Source organism: Sphingobacterium bambusae (assembly GCF_033955345.1).
GTDB lineage: Bacteria > Bacteroidota > Bacteroidia > Sphingobacteriales > Sphingobacteriaceae > Sphingobacterium > Sphingobacterium bambusae.
Genome location: NZ_CP138332.1, coordinates 2,958,484 through 2,976,453, shown reverse-complemented (window position 1 = coordinate 2,976,453; position 17,970 = coordinate 2,958,484). Strand labels below are relative to the sequence as shown.

The 17,970-nt window shown below is 44.0% G+C and carries 11 protein-coding genes; 2 read left to right on the top strand and 9 right to left on the bottom strand.

Going from position 1 to position 17,970, the window contains the following annotated elements:
- Positions 1–33 precede the first annotated feature (33 nt).
- From fabD to SCB77_RS12435, 4 genes are all read right to left on the bottom strand, one after another.
- Positions 34–921 (bottom strand): ACP S-malonyltransferase, encoded by an 888-nt coding sequence (gene fabD / locus SCB77_RS12450; protein WP_320182330.1) that lies wholly within the window; start codon positions 919–921, stop codon positions 34–36.
- 91 nt (positions 922–1,012) lie between these two features.
- A complete protein-coding gene (locus tag SCB77_RS12445) occupies positions 1,013–2,251 on the bottom strand; it encodes a M16 family metallopeptidase (protein WP_380935771.1) in 1,239 nt (412 codons plus the stop codon).
- Between the two features lie 213 nt (positions 2,252–2,464).
- Positions 2,465–5,266: an outer membrane beta-barrel protein gene (locus SCB77_RS12440; RefSeq protein WP_320182328.1), complete on the bottom strand. Its 2,802-nt coding sequence runs from the start codon at positions 5,264–5,266 to the stop codon at positions 2,465–2,467.
- A gap of 11 nt (positions 5,267–5,277) precedes the next feature.
- The gene (locus tag SCB77_RS12435; protein ID WP_320182327.1) at positions 5,278–6,000 is read right to left on the bottom strand and encodes a hypothetical protein; all 723 of its coding nucleotides are present in this window, start codon (positions 5,998–6,000) and stop codon (positions 5,278–5,280) included.
- Positions 6,001–6,217: 217 nt separating this feature from the next.
- Between SCB77_RS12435 and SCB77_RS12430 the strand changes: the two genes are divergently transcribed.
- Positions 6,218–6,814: a ribonuclease HII gene (locus tag SCB77_RS12430; protein ID WP_320182326.1), complete on the top strand. Its 597-nt coding sequence runs from the start codon at positions 6,218–6,220 to the stop codon at positions 6,812–6,814.
- A 98-nt stretch (positions 6,815–6,912) separates the two neighbouring features.
- Here SCB77_RS12430 and SCB77_RS12425 read toward each other — a convergent pair whose 3' ends face one another.
- The 5 genes from SCB77_RS12425 to rsgA all read right to left on the bottom strand — a co-directional run bounded on the left by SCB77_RS12425 (position 6,913) and on the right by rsgA (position 14,988).
- Positions 6,913–9,387 (bottom strand): YfhO family protein, encoded by a 2,475-nt coding sequence (locus SCB77_RS12425; RefSeq protein ID WP_320182325.1) that lies wholly within the window; start codon positions 9,385–9,387, stop codon positions 6,913–6,915.
- Positions 9,388–9,574: 187 nt separating this feature from the next.
- On the bottom strand, positions 9,575–10,261 hold the full coding sequence (locus SCB77_RS12420) for a potassium channel family protein (RefSeq protein ID WP_320182324.1): 687 nt from the start codon (positions 10,259–10,261) through the stop codon (positions 9,575–9,577).
- 2 nt (positions 10,262–10,263) lie between these two features.
- Positions 10,264–12,042: a TrkH family potassium uptake protein gene (locus SCB77_RS12415; RefSeq protein ID WP_320182323.1), complete on the bottom strand. Its 1,779-nt coding sequence runs from the start codon at positions 12,040–12,042 to the stop codon at positions 10,264–10,266.
- A gap of 57 nt (positions 12,043–12,099) precedes the next feature.
- Positions 12,100–13,887 (bottom strand): AsmA family protein, encoded by a 1,788-nt coding sequence (locus SCB77_RS12410; protein ID WP_320182322.1) that lies wholly within the window; start codon positions 13,885–13,887, stop codon positions 12,100–12,102.
- Between the two features lie 180 nt (positions 13,888–14,067).
- Positions 14,068–14,988: a ribosome small subunit-dependent GTPase A gene (rsgA, locus tag SCB77_RS12405; protein WP_320182321.1), complete on the bottom strand. Its 921-nt coding sequence runs from the start codon at positions 14,986–14,988 to the stop codon at positions 14,068–14,070.
- A 185-nt stretch (positions 14,989–15,173) separates the two neighbouring features.
- Between rsgA and polA the strand changes: the two genes are divergently transcribed.
- On the top strand, positions 15,174–17,969 hold the full coding sequence (gene polA, locus SCB77_RS12400; protein ID WP_320182320.1) for a DNA polymerase I: 2,796 nt from the start codon (positions 15,174–15,176) through the stop codon (positions 17,967–17,969).
- Position 17,970: the final 1 nt, after the last annotated feature.

Genomic DNA, 17,970 nt, shown 5'->3' with positions numbered 1-17,970 from the left:
AGCCTCGATAAATTCGAGGCTCTTAGGTAATATTTATGCGATCGTTGCGGCGGAAGTTTGTGCCGAACGGTCTACTTTTTTCACGAGACCTTGCAACACGTTTCCTGGACCAACTTCGACAAATGCTTCAGCACCATCTGCCAGCATATGCTGTACCGTTTGTGTCCAACGGACGGCTCCAGTTAATTGTGCGATAAGATTTGCTTTAATGTCTGCAGGTTCCGTATAGGCTTTTGCATCGACATTTTGGTAGATAGGACATACAGGAGCTTTGATCTCTGTAGCTTCAATAGCCGCCTGTAGCTCCAATTTTGCGGGTTCCATCAAGGGTGAGTGAAATGCTCCACCAACATTTAGCTTTAGCGCGCGCTTAGCTCCTGCTTCTGTCAATAGTGCACATGCCTTGTCCACACCTTCGATACTACCTGAAATCACCAATTGCCCCGGACAATTGTAATTTGCGGCCACCACCACATCTTCGATTTGTGCACATATCTTTTCAACAGTTTCATCATCCAAACCTAGGATGGCTGCCATCGTCGAAGGCTGTGCTTCACAGGCTTTCTGCATAGCATTTGCACGTTGCGCAACTAACTTAAGACCATCTTCAAAAGAGAGCGCACCAGCAGAAACCAAGGCCGAAAATTCACCTAAAGAATGTCCCGCCACCATGGCTGGCTGGAAGCTTTCGCCCAAGGCCTTTGCCAAGATCACCGAATGCAGAAATATCGCTGGCTGCGTTACCTTAGTCTGTTTGAGATCTTCATCAGTACCGGCAAACATAATATCCGTGATGCGAAAACCTAAAATATCGTTCGCTTGTTCAAACAACGCTTTCGACGCTTCATTTAGATTATACAAGTCTTGCCCCATTCCAACAAATTGAGCTCCTTGGCCAGGAAAAATATAAGCTGTTTTCATTAAAAATAATTATGGTGTACGATGAGCCGCTAGGCTCTAATTAAAAATCAAAATTAAACAATTAAAATCTTAAAAGAACATGCTACAACAATCAGTCTTCCGGAACAAAGGCCAACGATGTTAAGCCGCTCGGGTCGAAGATATCCTGCGAAATGTTCAGTAAATCTGCCGTAGACACTTCATCAATTTTTTCGAATACTTCTTGTAAGGAAATAACACGATCATAGTCCATTACATTTTTGGTTACGGCAATTATCATACTCATGCGTCCCTCTTCTGCAAGGGCAATCTGTCCCTTAAATTTATGCTTAGCCTTCCGCAACTGTCCCTCGGTAACGCCCTTCTCCCTCAACTTATCCAATTCTCGGAAAACCAATTTTTTTGCTCGTTTTACTTTCTCTTCGTCTGTTCCGAAATAAATTGTAAACAATCCCGCGTCGGAAAAAACGGTATAGTTGGACTCAATAGTATAAGCAATACCGTGCTTTTCGCGGATAGATAAATTAAGGATCGAGCTCATCCCAAAGCCACCCAACATGTTATTAAGCAATAGCAAACCCGTCTTCCGTTCGTCGAACATACCATATGCGGGCGCACCCACCATGTAATGCACTTGGTTGATCGGCTTTGGTATTTCTAAATGCGTTGCCTCCACCGATGCCGTCACTATGCGCTTGCGTTCCGGAATGTTACTCGGAACCGGTTCAAAATAGCGACGCACCATTTTTTCTACGGTTTTCAGGTCGTAATCTCCAGTAATCCCGATAACGATATCTTCGGTGTTGTAGTTCTGTTTTAAGAAATCGACGACATCAGATAATGAAAAACTTTGCAGATCTTTCTCTAGTCCGAGTATATTATGTCCCAATCCAGAACCTTTGTAAATAATATCCTCATAGTCATCAATAATAGATTCTTCTGGACTATCGAGATAGGACGCCATTTCGTCGGCAATCACCCCTTTCTCCTTTGCCATTTCGTCCTCCGGAAAGGTAGAGTGAAAAATGATATCTTCAAAAAGATCTAGGGCTTTACTGAGGTGTGGCTTTAATATGGACGCATGAATGCAGGTATACTCTTTTGTGGTGTACGCATTTAGGTCGCCACCAACAGCTTCCAGATGGTTCAAAATCTGCTGCATAGACCGCCGCGCTGTTTCTTTGAAGAGCAGATGTTCGATAAAGTGCGCCATTCCAAATTTACCTTCAGACTCGTCTCTTGAACCCGCATTGACCACCAAGCAGGTGTGCGTAATCGGTGACGACTGACGGTGAAACACAGCCCGGATACCATTATCCAAGCGGATTATTTCATATTCTATATTCTTCAAATTAAATTTTAAATTAAAGCCTCGACATGCCGGTACCTTATCTACGGACATCCAAACCTTCACTAAAGTACAGATGAAGAGATAAAGATCTTCTTCTCTAAATCCGCATGCGACTAAAAACCAAGGAACAAAGGTAAGCAATAATAAACGAAACGGCTGCAGTTCTTCCAAACTACAGCCGCTCATAGAACACAACTCTTTATTTATTCCATATTACATCCGTGGGCGGCCCATTCCTCCCGGCCCCTTATCTTCTTGGAACGGGTTCATGCCTCCCGCAAATTTGGAAAGCTTATAGGTAAACATAACCATGAAATATCTTCCCAAGCGGTTTACACGACTATCCGAAACCAAGATATCCGTTGCCGTTCTAGAAATGTTAGTCTGCTCATTCAGCAAGTCAAAGGCCTGCAAGCGTAGTGCTCCACGGTTCCCTTTAAGCATTCTCTTCTCCACATAGGTGTTGATGATGAATGGATTTTCGCTAAAAGCATTACCCTGATAGAATGTTTTGGAAAGATCGGCTCCAAATACGATTGTAGGCGTTATGTTAACCGAACCAACCAAAGTAGGTGCCCAAGATTGCATAATCACCGAACGTGCATTTAACGTATTATAGGTATGGTTCCAGCTGTAACGCACGCCAGGGTTAATCTCCAAATTTTCCGATGGAAGATAGCGGAACATCATACCCTGCATTAAAACCCAGTTCTGTGCCTTGTTTAGGCTACCTTCCGTGTAGGATGGGTTGTTGTTGTAGGTCACGCTACCCATGAAATTCAAACTATATACTTTATTCTTAAACGATTGGCCATAATGATAAAAGCCTCGCATGTTAAAGGCACCATCTTCATTCAAGTAACTGGTCTCTTGCACAATTCCCAAGGCCGGATCCGTTTGACGGAGATTGTTCGACACAATTTTATTGTCTGTCAAGGTTCCGTTAAGCACCATAAAGAAGGTTCTTCCTTTTTGAAAATCGCCGCTATTGTAGCGAAGGCGTAGGTTATGTTGAAATTCTGCAGCTAAGTCAGGATTTCCCGTGACGATGTTCGTGGGATTGGAGTTATCGGTAAACGGTTGAATCTGCGTGATCGAAGGTTCGTTTGCACGACCCGAATAATTAAGCTGCAAATTTTTCTGTCTACTGAATTTATACTCAAATCGAGCAATTGGCACCACATTAAATCCACTGCGATTGATGGCAATGGATGTACCATCTATAGATGCATCTCCATCCAAAAGGGTAGGTTGCACAGCCAAACCGATAGCATACTTAATCTTATCGTTGTTGAAGTTATAGTTTGCTCCAAATTGATGGGTACTAAACGAATAATCGTACATGCGATTAAACACATAGCGAGGATCATCTAAGGCGCTACCGTCTGCGTTAAACGCATCCTGCTTGCGATTATTGTCATAGGTATTGATGTTGTAGTCGTAAGACAGTTCGATCTTGCCATACTGGCTTACCGGCTCTAGGTAAGATAGCGTGGCACCACCATTCCAACTTTTGTTGTCCAACTCGGCCAATGTGCGTCGGTAAAGACTATCAACATCCATGTTGCTATTGTTTGGGTCGCCAACCAAAGTTTGAATAATACGGTCTTGGTCGTCTTTCGTTCCCGAGGAAGAAATATTCATATTGAAAAAGATATTCCTACCCTTATCATTCAAACGGCGGTTGTACAAGGCGCTTATGCCCACGTTCGGCGACGTGGACACGCCATCTAAACGGTTATCTTCTGTATTGAAGGACGTGCCGTTTATCAAGTTATCACTAAAACTAAAACTATTGGTCTTCGTTTGCCTGTAACTCACTTGCGGCGTCACCTTTATAAAGTCTTTTTCGGAAGGTTTCCATTCGAGATTGGCCTCAAACCGATGCGCATTGCCAATAGTATTGATATCAGACTCCGTATTTCTGTCCAATGTAGAATCTGGATATAGATATCTGTTCAAACTAGACGACAAAGCAACATTATCATCATGACCAAAGCTGTAGCTACCGTACACGGTGACTTTATCACTAAAATCCTGACGGTAGTTTAAACCTATCGACCCTGTATTAGTGATACCATTTGATCCACCAAAATTGCCACCGCCCCCCGGACCGCCACCACCACCGATACGACGTCGTGCACCTCCCCCTTGCGTATTGAAATCAAACAACGGCGCGTTGATATTATTCAGATTTCCCAATACAGAGAACTGCATTTTGTCACGCATCAGGATGGCACTTGCTGTCGCCTGATATCGATTATCCGTTCCATAGCCTGCACGGAGTGTCGTCGTATAACCTTTATTTTTTTCGGGATCGATTTCGATATTCAGGATTTTCTGCGCATCGCCGGTTTTATTTCCGGTTAGGTTGGCCATATCACCATAATCATCGATCACCTGAATCTTATTAATGATGTCAGCCGGCAGATTTTGTGTCGCCGTCTTGACATCTCCACCAAAAAAATCCTTACCGTTGATCCGCACTCTTGTAATTTGTTCGCCCTGGGCGGTAACGGCACCATCCTTATCCACCTCCACACCTTGCAAACGTTTCAATGCATCTTCAACCAAAGCATTGTCACGCAGCTTAAGGTCTTTCGTGGTGTACTCCAATGTGTCTCCCTTTACTTGAACGGTCAAAACACCATCCACGACGACTTCCTCCAACATATTGGCGATACCCTGCAATTCAAAAGAAGGAATAATCATCTTTTCCTGACCAGCAGGAAAGGTAAATTCCCTTTCAAAGGGCTCAAAGCCCAAGCTGGAAACCTTAATTTTAAAAGATTCTGCCTTCACCGGCGAAAAAGTAAAGATCCCCGCCTGCGAGGAACTTGTCCCCATGGTATCAGCGCCGGCAATCAATTGTACGGATGCTCCCGCAACTATTCGGGATTCCTTATCCCTTAACATTCCCTGCACCGTTTTTCCTGTCTGCGCAGTGACGTTTTGTCCTGCACACAGCAAAATAAATGTGCAGCACATTATCAACATTTGTTTCATATTATTCATGATCTCTTCTTCTAATGGATTGTTGTTTCAAGCAGTACCACTAATGTTTGCTTGTTTTTTGATTTTGTAGCGGCAGGCCTCGCGTAGCCATATCCATAATTGGATCGTGCTGGCATCGGACGATTTTTTGCCACGGGCAAAAAAGAAAAGCCGTCATTGATACCAATCTTCAAAACCAAAGGCTTTTCGTTTTCTTCCAGAGCTCTTTTAGGAATACGTGCTTCGTATGTTAGGCCATCAGCCAACACCTTTGCTTTGACTTGCACACCATAATTATTCTGCAGGGAAAGAAGTCCATTGGGAACATGTAAAAACCCTTGGACATAATATCCCCTTGATCGTTCAATTAATGCTTCTTTGTTGTCTCGATTAGGGTCAACATCCTCATTTCGCATCGCACGTTTTACTTCTCCATCAGGAAATGGAAATATCAACTGTGCATCGCCTTTGCTTTTCTTTTGAGAAACGACGCTGAACACAATACCGTTCCGCGCTGCCATTTGCTGCAACAAAGGATCCGACACACGAACGGCGAGATGAATATCATCCCCACTCTTGACAAGCTGATAGGACCAAAGACCTTCGCCTCCGACATCGACCAACGCTGGCCATTCATCAAGGTTGCCATCGATGTCTACGCCATCCAATGTTTCTAGCGTCACTTTTTGCACCTTCTGTGCAAAGGCAGCAGAGGTGATGAAAAATGTAACGATCGATATTAAATACAGCCTCATGAGATATGCTTCTTCATCAGGAAAACCTGTTCTACAAATTGCTCTTTTATCACCTTACAAAGGAAAAAATAAGAAATGTAAAATAGTGTAAACGACGCTGCATCACAGAGAAGTTACATGTGGAAGCGCTTATTTGCGCGTGAACGGCGAGCCAAAATCCAGCAAGGGCTTGTTCTGCAATTCCCTTGAACGACTATATTTTTTGTATTTTCGTCCTATGTTAATTTCCACCTATCAACAGCAGTTTATCGAAGCAGGTTGCGACGAAGCTGGAAGAGGCTGTCTTGCCGGGCCAGTGTTCGCGGCCGCAGTAATCTTTCCTGCGGACTATTGCAATCCGCTACTCAACGACTCCAAGCAGCTCTCTGAGAAGAAAAGAATGGCATTAAGGCCAATTATCGAACAGGAAGCTTTAGCCTTTGCCGTGGCCAGTGTTTCTGCAGAAGAAATTGACAGCATCAACATTTTGAATGCTTCTTATTTGGCCATGCACCGTGCACTAGACATGCTTAAGACGCCAGCGGCCTACATTATTGTAGATGGCAACAGGTTTAAACCTTACAACAATATCCCACATGAATGTATTGTAAAGGGTGATGGGAAATACCTGTCTATTGCGGCAGCATCTATCTTAGCGAAAACCTATCGTGACGAATACATGGATAAACTTGCATTGGACTTTCCGCAATATGACTGGCTTGCGAACAAAGGATATCCAACTATCAAGCATCGAAATGCCGTCTTGGAGCTCGGACTTACGCCACATCACCGAAAAACCTTCCGCATTTCTGATCCCCAACTTAAGCTTTTTTAATACAATAGGCTATCTCAAAAGGGTATTAACATAACAAAGCCGCTAGAAAAGTATCTTTCCTAGCGGCTTTGTTATATTTATTTTACCTTTTAGCTTTCCTATTTAGCGCCTACGACTTTTCCATCTTTCTTTCGAAAGCTGAAAAAGACTGCAACAGCAAGTCCCAATACGAGCACGATGGACGCGACAAGCGATATCAGGTTGCTAATGCGAATGGAATCTGGCGCGAAGATAAACTCGATGTTATGATTCCCGCCCGGCACTTGCAGCGCTCTCAGTAAATAATCGGCTCGGATAATCGGCACTTCATTGCCGTCAATATATGCTTTCCAACCTTTTTCATAGTACACCTCAGAGAAAACCGCGAACGCATCATTTGGCGACGTCGATTCGTACTTCAAGGTATCGGGATGATAAGACACCAAACGAATCTCTGCGTTGGATGGAAGACCCAACTTAGAAGTGTTCAACTGGTTTTTGAACGATTCATGAACGAAGGCCTCTTTCGTTGGATCGAAGCTGCTGATGGCCTGCATTTCTTGCGCATTATCTTTGACGAAGGTTACCTTGTTTACAAACCATGCATTCCCTGCAGCTGTGCTACGACGTTGAATCTGTTCTGCACCATTTTGTGGGTTCTGCGTGATCAGATAGCGTACGTTGAACATATCCAACACATCTTCATTGATCGCTCCGTTGAACTGATGCTCCAATACTTCCTGAAAACGCATCAATTTGGCGGCATGGTAACCACCAATATTCTTATGGAAATAGGAAGCCCTTGCATCCGAAAAAGGATTTGTCGTCAAGTCCATCACCCGATAGCTTGGGTCTTTATCCAAACGGATCAGCTGATCCACCTCCCGTTCAACGATATGTGTTTTTGCTTTCTCTTCAATAAAAGAATCATTATTCAAGTAACGCTTATCCACGGCCCATAGGTCGGCAAGCGTCACAATGCCTAACACAACAACAAAAACTGGCATGCTGAGCTTCTTTTTGATATAAAACCAAACCAATCCGAAGGTAATGGCAATGATAAAAAAGGAACGGTAAGCATCTTTACTTGCCAAGGATGAACGATCCTTGATCAATGCGTTCGAGAATTCTGCCCCAGCACTCTGCCCACCCAATTGTTGACCTATGTTATTAATGTAATCTTGGTGTCCTGAATTTTTAAAGTCGAGGAACAAGCTAGGCATTAGCCCCACCAACAAACAAAACCCGCCCATCGCAATAAACGTATACAATACCGTTTTATCAAGTTTAGGGATTTCCGAAGCTCTATTAAATAGTTCGTTAACGGCCAACATGCCTAAAAGCGGGATCAGTATCGCCGGGATAACCAATATAGACTCTACCGCACGAAACTTGTTGTACATCGGGAAATAGTCAAAAAACAGATCGGACACCAAAGGGAAATGTCTACCGAAAGCCAACAGCATACAGAGCGCTGTAGCACTCAACACCCACCATTTCACGCGTCCCTTGACAATAAACAAACCTAAAATAAACAGGAAGAAAACACCTGCTCCGAAATACCAAGGCCCCGAAGTGAACATCTTCTCTCCCCAATATGTAGGAATACGTTCGGCATATTGTAATGCTTGGTTCTCTGGAGCACCTATCTTGGTGAAAAATTTCACCACCTCAGAATTCTTATCCAATGTACCGCCGGTACGACCACCATAGGCATTCGGAATTAAAAACGTGATATTCTCCCCTACACCTTGGCTCCATTGGTACGCATACTCGCGATCTAGTCCGCTATCGCTCGCTCCTTGTTCTACCTTTTGGATATTCGCTTTTCCACGTATAGTCAACTTACTATATTCATAGGTTGGAAACAGTACCGAAGCGTTTACCAATATGGCGACGGCAGCTGCAATCACCTGCAGTGCAGATGCCTGGGCAAAGCCTTTTATTTTCTTATCCCGAATCGCATAAAACAACTCAATAAATACGTACACCAATAATGCGATAAAGAGATAATAGGTGATCTGTACGTGATTGGTCCGAATCTCCATGGTGAGGAATAAACACAATAAGATAGGTCCCCACAAACGACTACCTCGGAAACAGAGCAGTACCGAAGCAATAATCGGCGCCAAATAAGCGATGGCATATGCTTTATTCACATGCCCAGCTTCGATATAGATAAAGTTGTAGGATGTGAAGGCCAGTGCAATAGCGCCCACAGCAGCAAGCCAAGGTTTTAAACGCAATACCGAAAACAGAAAGTAACCACCAAAAAGGTACAGCAGCACAATATCTGCAGGAACTGGGAAAACAGCGCGGATGCCTTTGTTTATGTAACTGGCTACATTGCTCGCATGTTCATACCAAATTTGATAGGTCGGCATACCGCCAAACATAGAATTTGTCCACAACGGCGCATGTCCGTCCTTTGCACGGTAATCAAAAAGCTCCTTCTGGCTTCCTTCCGCCTGCATCACATCGCTTTGAACAAGCGTTTTACCGCCGAAAATCGGTGAAAAATAAAAAAACACCAATACAATAAAGATGGCAATTATTGCAAGGTGTGTTGAGTTGTCCTTAAACCACTGTTTCATATACGTTTTATCTCGTTTGCTTTTTTTGGCTCATGTGAAATAGTCAAGTGATGATATGACGACCAACGCACTTGCCCAAGCACAGGATTAATCAAAAGATTAGTTTTGCTACCTGCCAAAAATATAGAAATGAATTGAAATTACCAGTATAAATATCGCAATCCAACGAGATCAGAAGGTAAAGCTATTAATCACTTTTCTGAATCAAGCGCTGAATGTCGGAAAGTTCGCCAAAAAGCACAAGCAAATCCTGCTCCGATAGCACAGTATCCGAACTAGCAATCCCTGACGCTTCCTTATAAGGAACCTTCTTGCCCTTCACTTCCTTCTCGTAAGATTTCACCGTGGTTAGCACGATCACCTTAAACGTATTTGTCAGGTTGGCCTCCTTCAAGGTCATACCTACATATTTTTCTGGAACACGCGTTTCAACAATACTATAACGGTCGGACACCTTGAAGGAGTCGATGATATCCACGTTATCGAGACGCATCGCGAGACGCTCTGCAGCCTCCTCTTCGGGCATGATGTATTCGTCGATCTGCATGGCCTGCAATACCGTCTTCTGGAGTTCAGACACCACGCGTCCTATTATCCGCCGAACGGATAGCTGTTTCAACAGTGCTGTGGTGAGCAGGGAAGCTCCTTCATCCTCGCCAATCGCCACAATAACCGCATCAGAATCTTTCAAGGGCAAGGAGGTCATCGCTTCGCGATCCGTAGTATCCATACATACAGTATGGGTAATCTTATCCTTGAGTTGTTCGACAATCGTAAGACTTTTATCGACGGCAATTACCTCATGTCCCTGTTCGGTTAGATGTATGGCAAGTGAACGCCCAAAATGCCCAAGTCCTAAAACAATATATTTCATGGTTAAAATAAAATCTTTTCTGTCGGATAAATATAGCTCTTGTTCTTTGTATTCTTGATGAACGCCACAAGCAGGGTCAACGTCCCAACACGGCCTACAAACATGGTAAATACCACAATCATTTTGCTGGTTGCCGACAGTGAAGCGGTTATCCCTAAGCTCAGCCCGCAGGTCGTGTAGGCGGACACCGTTTCAAACAACAGTGCTTTCAGCGATTTGTCGCGATCAGAAAAATTCAGCAGTACAAAGCTGAACATGATCGTAACGGCCGATAATAAAATAATCGCAAATGCTTTATTGACGGATTCCGCCGCTATTCGACGCTTGTAGAGTTCAATGGATTCTTTCCCGCGCGCTAAAGCAAAGATATTCAACAATGCCAAAGCTACCGTAGTAACTTTCACGCCGCCGCCAGTAGATCCCGGCGAAGCACCCACCCACATCAGGATAACCACCATAATCACAGTAGGATTTGCTAGGAAATTCATATGCACACTATTAAACCCTGCCGAACGTGCAGAATTGGCCATGAAGAACGATGTTATCCATTCGCCAAAGAGCGAAGCATCTTCGGTAAGCGTATGTCGTTGCTCCAACAAGAAATAGAACAGCGTCGCGAGCACGACAACCACGGCATTGCATCGCAGAATAAACCGGGTATTGAACGAGAAAGAACGTGGCTTATGCACAAAAGGCCTGCGCAACACCAAGCGATGTACAGCTTTTTGCCACAGCTGCTTTACGAAGGTGTAAAAGTTAAATACCGTTCCAAATCCCAATCCACCCAAGATAAAGATTCCTGCTAAGCAAGCCTGAAAAGCGTAGTTAAAGCGGTATGCGGTATGATGTATCCCTCCTTCAAGGATGGAAAAACCGGAGTTACAAAAGGAAGAAATAGCATGAAAGGCAGCAAAAAAAGTACGCTCGCCAATGGAGTCAAATTGTGCCGGATCTAACGAAAGAAAGATCAACACGCCGCCAATGAGCTCAAAAAATAGCGTGATGAAGATAATGGTCAATAATGTGGATATCACGGCATTCAATTTATTCTCGCCAAGTATCTCGCCGAACATCAATTGGTTCTTATAGGAGAAGCCTCCAGAAAAGAAGTATCCAAAGAAGCCCGTAAATGTCATAATGCCAAGCCCTCCTACCTGAATCAAAATCATGATCACCGTTTGGCCGAACAAAGAAAAGTTTGTCGAGATATCGGTTACCGTGAGCCCTGTTATACAAACTGCACTGGTTGCCATAAATAGTGCATCCACAAAACTAAGTGGTGCCACAAGGGTCGTTCTAGGCAACATCAATAGCACTGTTCCTAGAAGGATAAGCGCAATAAAACTAATAATGAATAAGATCGTCGGATTAAAGTAGAAATTATCAAAAAAGAGGCTGTTTCTAGACAGCTCCGAAAGAAAGGTGATGGCGATTCCCAAGTATATCCATTCGAGCTTGGCGAAAAAGTACACATTATTAAGACGAGCAAAGACAATGAACAAACAATAGGTTGTCAATACAATACCTGCGATATGGGACACATTGAGCTTCTTTTGAGCGAGAATTGCCGCGGCAGTTCGAAGAGCTCCTACAAGAAACAGAAAATAGAACAGCCCGATCACCGTTTTTTCAGAGAATGCCGCAATCTCCCTATCCGTGATATAGCCAAGGTGAGTAATCGCTACCAACGCGCAGACCATGCTGACATAAAACATCACTTGATCAACGAGCCTGGTTCTATATTTGATCAGGTATTTAAAAAAACTGACAATACTTCCCATAGGTTGCAAACTTAAGAATAATCAAGGAAGGCATACAATAAATGCCTGTTCATGAATTTATTCTTGTTGTTTCTCCTCGTCCTTCTTAAACAATCTATTTAAAAAGCCTTTGGTTTTCTTCACCGAACCTTTGGTTTGTTCTACGGCCTTTTTAGCCGATTGCGCTGATCCGATTAAACGCTGCTCCCTTTCTGGGCTGATGCCTGCGGTCTGTTTGATCCCATCCAACAAACTCTGCCAAAGATTTTTGAAGAAAGTATGCTCCGGCACACGCTTGTGGTTAACCTTACCGATATGATAAACCTCATTGGCATCAGGATTACTATCATCGATCACCAGCTGGTTAACCAAAAAAGAAAGTATCTTTTTCTTTTTCTTTTCTCCCTCTTCATTGAGCAAGTTAATCTTCAAGTTATCATAATCGAAGCGAAAGTCACCCCAGCTCCTATAATCGTTTCCTTCCATCGTAAAACGTACGCTGCGTATATTACCCGAACCAATTTCTACATTCAGTAATGGTGTCAGGATCCTGTTAAACGCAGGAGCCTGCATGGGCTTCAGACTACCAGCATAGCTGTAGGCGCCATTTTTACTGAGCATGTCAAAGGAAAAGGTTGCATGCAGACTTCCGCTGTTCATCACTTTTGCCCGGAGATCAGCTTTCATGAATTTATTCTTCGCAAGCTTCACCGAATCGTTGGTCACATGTGTTAAAATTCCTGTAGCACCGTCGAAGGAAATCTGCCCTTCACGATGATATTTTCCGCTCATCTCGCCGTATAACACATCCACATTTTCTACAAATACGCTGTCCAAGTCAATCAGCTGCTTGACGCGTAGAAGCTTTTGATGCGGAGCCTGCCCGATTTGGTTTTTCGGACTTTTCGGATAGCGCTTATCATTGTACAACTTGGCATGGCCATTCTTGATCTGCACTTTCTTAGCAATGGTCTGCTGATTATCCATAAGTGCACGGAAATTCAACTGCTCCATGCGTAAAGTATCAAAATGCAAATCGGCCATCGTCACATTCTTACCTTTCTTCTTAAAGTAGGCCGCTTTGTTCATCACGGGCTTGTAATCTACATTAGTCAGCAAAATATTCTGTTCGCGGGTATTGATCTTCAGCTCATCAAACTTTGCTTGGTAGAATCCATCTGCAAAATTATACGTAAAACCGGGAACGACGATCTCCACCATTTTCGTGTACATCAACCGAGAAGTGTCTGCCAATGAAGTTTCATCAATCAAAACATCGTGTACCGAGATCTTGATATCCTTCACTGCGAAATCAGAACTTTTGCCTTCGCTTAATTTAGAATATTTGAAAGAAACGTTCTCCATCATGATATCCCGTACGTTTACCGACTGCAGCACATCCTTTACACTCTCGTACAAGGTCTTTTTCGACTCAGAAACGACGGTGTCATTATATGCGTGGTACTTATTCGTCAAATGGATGGCAGGATCTTCTAAACTGATGGATTTTATCGTTAACTTTCTATTGGTCAGTATATCGATAATACCAAAACGTCTAATCTTTAAGGCTTTCAACCGAATATCATACAAGTTGTCAGGAGCCTTTTGCACAGCCTCCATTTGAGCATAAACGGCTGAATCGGGAACTAGCATTGCATTCTCCAAGGTCACATTGCCTATAGCAAGGTTAAGATCCAGCTTGTCGTAACTAAGTTTGTACAAGCTATCCGTTGAATTTTTGATGACCTCTTGCAACTTCTCTTCCACAATAGGCTTCCAGTTTCTAGAGAAATACCATATAGCCCCCGAAAGAGCTACCACGAGCAGGATAAAAATGCCGATGATCCATTTCCAAATTGGTTTCATACGAATACGTTAATTTATAGTTGGTGAAAATCCCAAAAACCGATAAAACACGAACAAAATAATACACTAAAATATGCCGAAAAACAGGTTAACGAGGCCGCATATCATCAAGCATCCATACCATTTCTTCTTTCTAACAACAAAGTTGTTTCTGTAAAGTTTTCAGCAGTTTAGAATAAGTTAGTTGCGCGTATCTTGGTTGTGGTAAATGCTCAAATAACTCTCGTATCGGGAGGTCTCTATTTCACCATCTTCGACGGCTTCCAATATCACACAGCCGGGCTCGTTGATGTGTCTGCAGTTGTGAAAACGACATTGGTTCAATCGCGCGCGCATTTCTGGAAAAAAATGTGATAGCTCATTCTTTTCGATATCCACAATACCCAATTCCCGTATACCGGGCGTGTCGATCAGCTTGCCACCAAAAGAAAGGTCGATCATCTCCGCAAAGGTGGTGGTATGCTTGCCCTTATCCGACCAATCGGATATTTTCCCCGTCCGTAGCGCCACAGCAGGCTCAATGCTATTGATCAAGGTGGACTTTCCTACTCCCGAATGTCCAGACACCAAGGTGATCTTATCTTTCAATGTTTTGCGAATCTCGTCTACATGCGTGCCTTCCTGTGCTGAAACGGCTAGGCAGGGGTAACCGATCTGCTCATAAATAGCCATGTAATCGTCCAAAATTTCTAGGCCTTCTTCCGAAAAAAGATCCAATTTATTGAAAATCAACATTGCCGGGATGCCATACGCCTCTGCCGTTACCAAAAACCGGTCGATGAAACCAAGGGAAGTTGGCGGTGACGCCAATGTCACGACCAGCATAGCTTGATCAAGGTTAGCGCCGATAATCTGTGTTTGCTTGGATAGGTTGACCGATCTGCGGATAATATAGTTCTTTCGCGGCTCCAACTCGGTAATAATAGCACTCTCCTGATCGGGCTCCAGCTCATAGTGCACCCAATCGCCAACAGCAATGGGGTTGGTGGTTTTGATTCCTTTCGTCCGGAATTTTCCTTTGATCCTGCATTCCACACGCATACCATCTTCTCCCTGCACCAGGTACCAACTCCCGGTCGATTTAGTAACTAATCCGCGCATCCACCGTTCGTATTTTGATTACCGACATTCATCCAACAAAAATCGTAAATTAAACGTTAGAAAGATGGTGTTAATCAATTATTTTTAGCAAATACGGAAAACATGCACGTATATTTTACGTTGTATCCGAAGGTTCGCTTTCTATATTTTCCTACATTTGTGATAGACGATTAAATTTTATGGCGGTGAAAAAACTCTTTCTTTTGGACGGTATGGCTCTTATCTACAGAGCTTATTTTGCGTTGAGTAAGGTTCCCCGATTGACCTCTTATGGACTCAATACAGGAGCAATTATGGGATTTACTAATACGCTATTGGAATTGCTCAAGAACCAGCAACCCAGCCATATTGCCGTTGTATTTGATACAGAAGCGCCCACCAGTCGCCATATCGAGTTTGAAGCATATAAAGCTCACCGCGAGAAAATGCCCGAAGACTTGGCGGCCTCCATCCCCTATATTTTTCGCCTTATAGAAGGTTTTAACATTCCCATCATCACACAGGATGGCTTTGAAGCGGATGATATCATTGGAACGCTCGCTAAAAAGGCGGAGAAGGAAGGCTTTACGGTATACTGCATGACGCCAGACAAAGATTTTGGACAACTGGTGTCCGAAAACATCTTTATTTATAAGCCGGCGAGAATGGGCAATGGAGCCGAAACCTTGGGCGTACCCGAAATTCTCTCCAAATGGGAAATTACGGACGTGTCTCAAGTCATCGACATCTTAGGCCTTTGGGGCGACGCCGTCGATAATATCCCCGGAATACCCGGAATTGGAGAGAAGACGGCAAAAAAACTAATTCAAGAATTTGGATCGGTGGAAGGCATCATTGAAAATAGCGACAAACTAAAGGGCAAGCTCAAGGAGAACGTGGAAAACTTCGCCGAGCAGGGACGAATCTCTAAAAAGCTCGCAACCATTTTACTGGATGTGCCTATCGAGCTGGATGAGAAAAGCCTCGAGCTAGAAGACCCGAACCGAGCCCTGCTGGAGCCTCTTTTCGCCGAACTGGAATTCCGTACACTCGGAAAGCGCGTTTTTGGAGACGACTTCAGTATCGGGGAAGCGAACAATAGCGTTTCTACGGGACAGATGGATTTATTTGCTCCAGCAACGGTCGAAGTGACCGCGATAGCAGCGCCGCAGGAACCGCTTACGCCTACGCTAAACATCCACAACACAGATCACAACTACATCTTGGTCGACGAAACGGCCGCGCAACAGGCCTTAGCAGAAGAGCTATCCAAGCAAAAAAGCTTCTGCTTTGATACGGAGACTACGTCGCTAGACGCTCTTACCGCCGAAATCGTCGGCATATCATTTTCTTTTGAAAAAGGAAAAGCTTACTATGTTCCCACTGCCGCTGACCCTATATCGGCACAAGCGACAGTAGACATCTTTAAAGCAATTCTGGAAAATCCGCTTATCGAAAAAGTAGGACAGAACCTTAAGTACGACATGTTGTTGCTGTCGCGCTATGGTATCAAGGTTCAAGGCCCGCTTTTCGACACGATGATTGCGCACTATCTTATCGATCCGGACACCCGCCACAACATGGATATCCTCGCCGAAAATTACCTCGGATATACGCCGGTATCTATTACGGAACTGATCGGCCCAAAAGGCAAGAACCAGTTGAGCATGCGCGATGTAGATGTCGAAAAGGTAAAGGAATATGCCGCCGAAGATGCTGACATCACTTGGCAACTACATGAAGTATTGAAACCGCTACTTGTGGAAACCAAAACATTGGAACTGGCGCAAACCGTAGAATTCCCACTTATCTACGTCTTGGCTGAAATAGAAAAAAATGGGGTTAAGGTAGACGTGGGCACGCTTCGCTCGTTCTCTGGCCTTTTGCAAGAAGATATCCAGCGATTGGAAAACACTATCTATGAGAAAGCAGGGGTACATTTCAATATCGCATCGCCGAAGCAGTTGGGCGAAATTCTTTTTGACAAGTTACAACTCGATCCCAAAGCAAAGAAAACAAAAACCGGTCAGTACAAAACCGGTGAAGATGTGCTATTGACGCTGGCGCATAAATCCGATATTGTACAGGACATTTTGGATTTCAGGCAGCTACAAAAACTAAAATCTACCTATGTAGATGCGCTCCCCGGACTTATAAACGCCGAAACTGGACTCATACACACCTCATACAACCAAGCCGTTGCCGCTACCGGCCGGCTGAGTTCGACAAATCCTAACCTACAGAACATCCCTATCCGCACGGAGAAAGGACGCGAAGTACGTAAAGCATTTATCGCGCGCGATGCTTCCCATGTGTTGCTATCTGCCGATTATTCACAGATCGAACTGCGGCTGATTGCTGCACTAAGTAAAGACCAAGGTATGTTGGAGGCTTTTCGCGAAGGACACGACATTCACCGCGCTACGGCAGCCCGTGTATACGGTATATCACTCGACGAGGTAAGTGCTGACCAACGAAGAAATGCGAAGGCTGTTAACTTTGGCATTATTTACGGGCAATCTGCTTTCGGGTTATCCCAAAGCCTGGGTATCCCTAGAAAAGAAGCCGGAGCCATGATTGATCAATATTTTACCCAGTACGCTGGAATTAGGCAGTACATGTCCAAGGCCGTAGAATTCGCCAAAGAAAAGGGATACGTAGAAACTATCCTCAAAAGGAGGCGTTATTTAAGAGATATCAATTCGGCCAACATGACTGTACGTGGATTTGCGGAACGAAATGCGATCAATGCGCCAATACAAGGATCTGCGGCAGATCTTATCAAGGTTGCGATGATCAATATTCAACAGGATATCGACGAATCAGGACTTCGGGGCAAGATGATAATGCAGGTGCACGATGAGCTTGTATTTGATGTCCCAAGCGACGAAGTAGAAAAATTTTCCGACATCATCAAAGATCGAATGCAAGGGGCGATAGCGCTTGAAGTACCTCTAGAAGTTGAAGTTGGGCAGGGCAATAATTGGTTGGAAGCACACTAAA

What these genes read in the sequence shown, in the direction of transcription:
- fabD (WP_320182330.1), bottom strand. Translation starts at nt 921, where the DNA reads ATGAAAACAGCTTATATTTTTCCTGGCCAAGGAGCTCAATTTGTTGGA.
- SCB77_RS12440 (WP_320182328.1), bottom strand. Translation starts at nt 5,266, where the DNA reads ATGAATAATATGAAACAAATGTTGATAATGTGCTGCACATTTATTTTG.
- SCB77_RS12435 (WP_320182327.1), bottom strand. Translation starts at nt 6,000, where the DNA reads ATGAGGCTGTATTTAATATCGATCGTTACATTTTTCATCACCTCTGCT.
- SCB77_RS12430 (WP_320182326.1), top strand. Translation starts at nt 6,218, where the DNA reads ATGTTAATTTCCACCTATCAACAGCAGTTTATCGAAGCAGGTTGCGAC.
- SCB77_RS12425 (WP_320182325.1), bottom strand. Translation starts at nt 9,387, where the DNA reads ATGAAACAGTGGTTTAAGGACAACTCAACACACCTTGCAATAATTGCC.
- SCB77_RS12420 (WP_320182324.1), bottom strand. Translation starts at nt 10,261, where the DNA reads ATGAAATATATTGTTTTAGGACTTGGGCATTTTGGGCGTTCACTTGCC.
- SCB77_RS12415 (WP_320182323.1), bottom strand. Translation starts at nt 12,042, where the DNA reads ATGGGAAGTATTGTCAGTTTTTTTAAATACCTGATCAAATATAGAACC.
- SCB77_RS12410 (WP_320182322.1), bottom strand. Translation starts at nt 13,887, where the DNA reads ATGAAACCAATTTGGAAATGGATCATCGGCATTTTTATCCTGCTCGTG.
- rsgA (WP_320182321.1), bottom strand. Translation starts at nt 14,988, where the DNA reads ATGCGCGGATTAGTTACTAAATCGACCGGGAGTTGGTACCTGGTGCAG.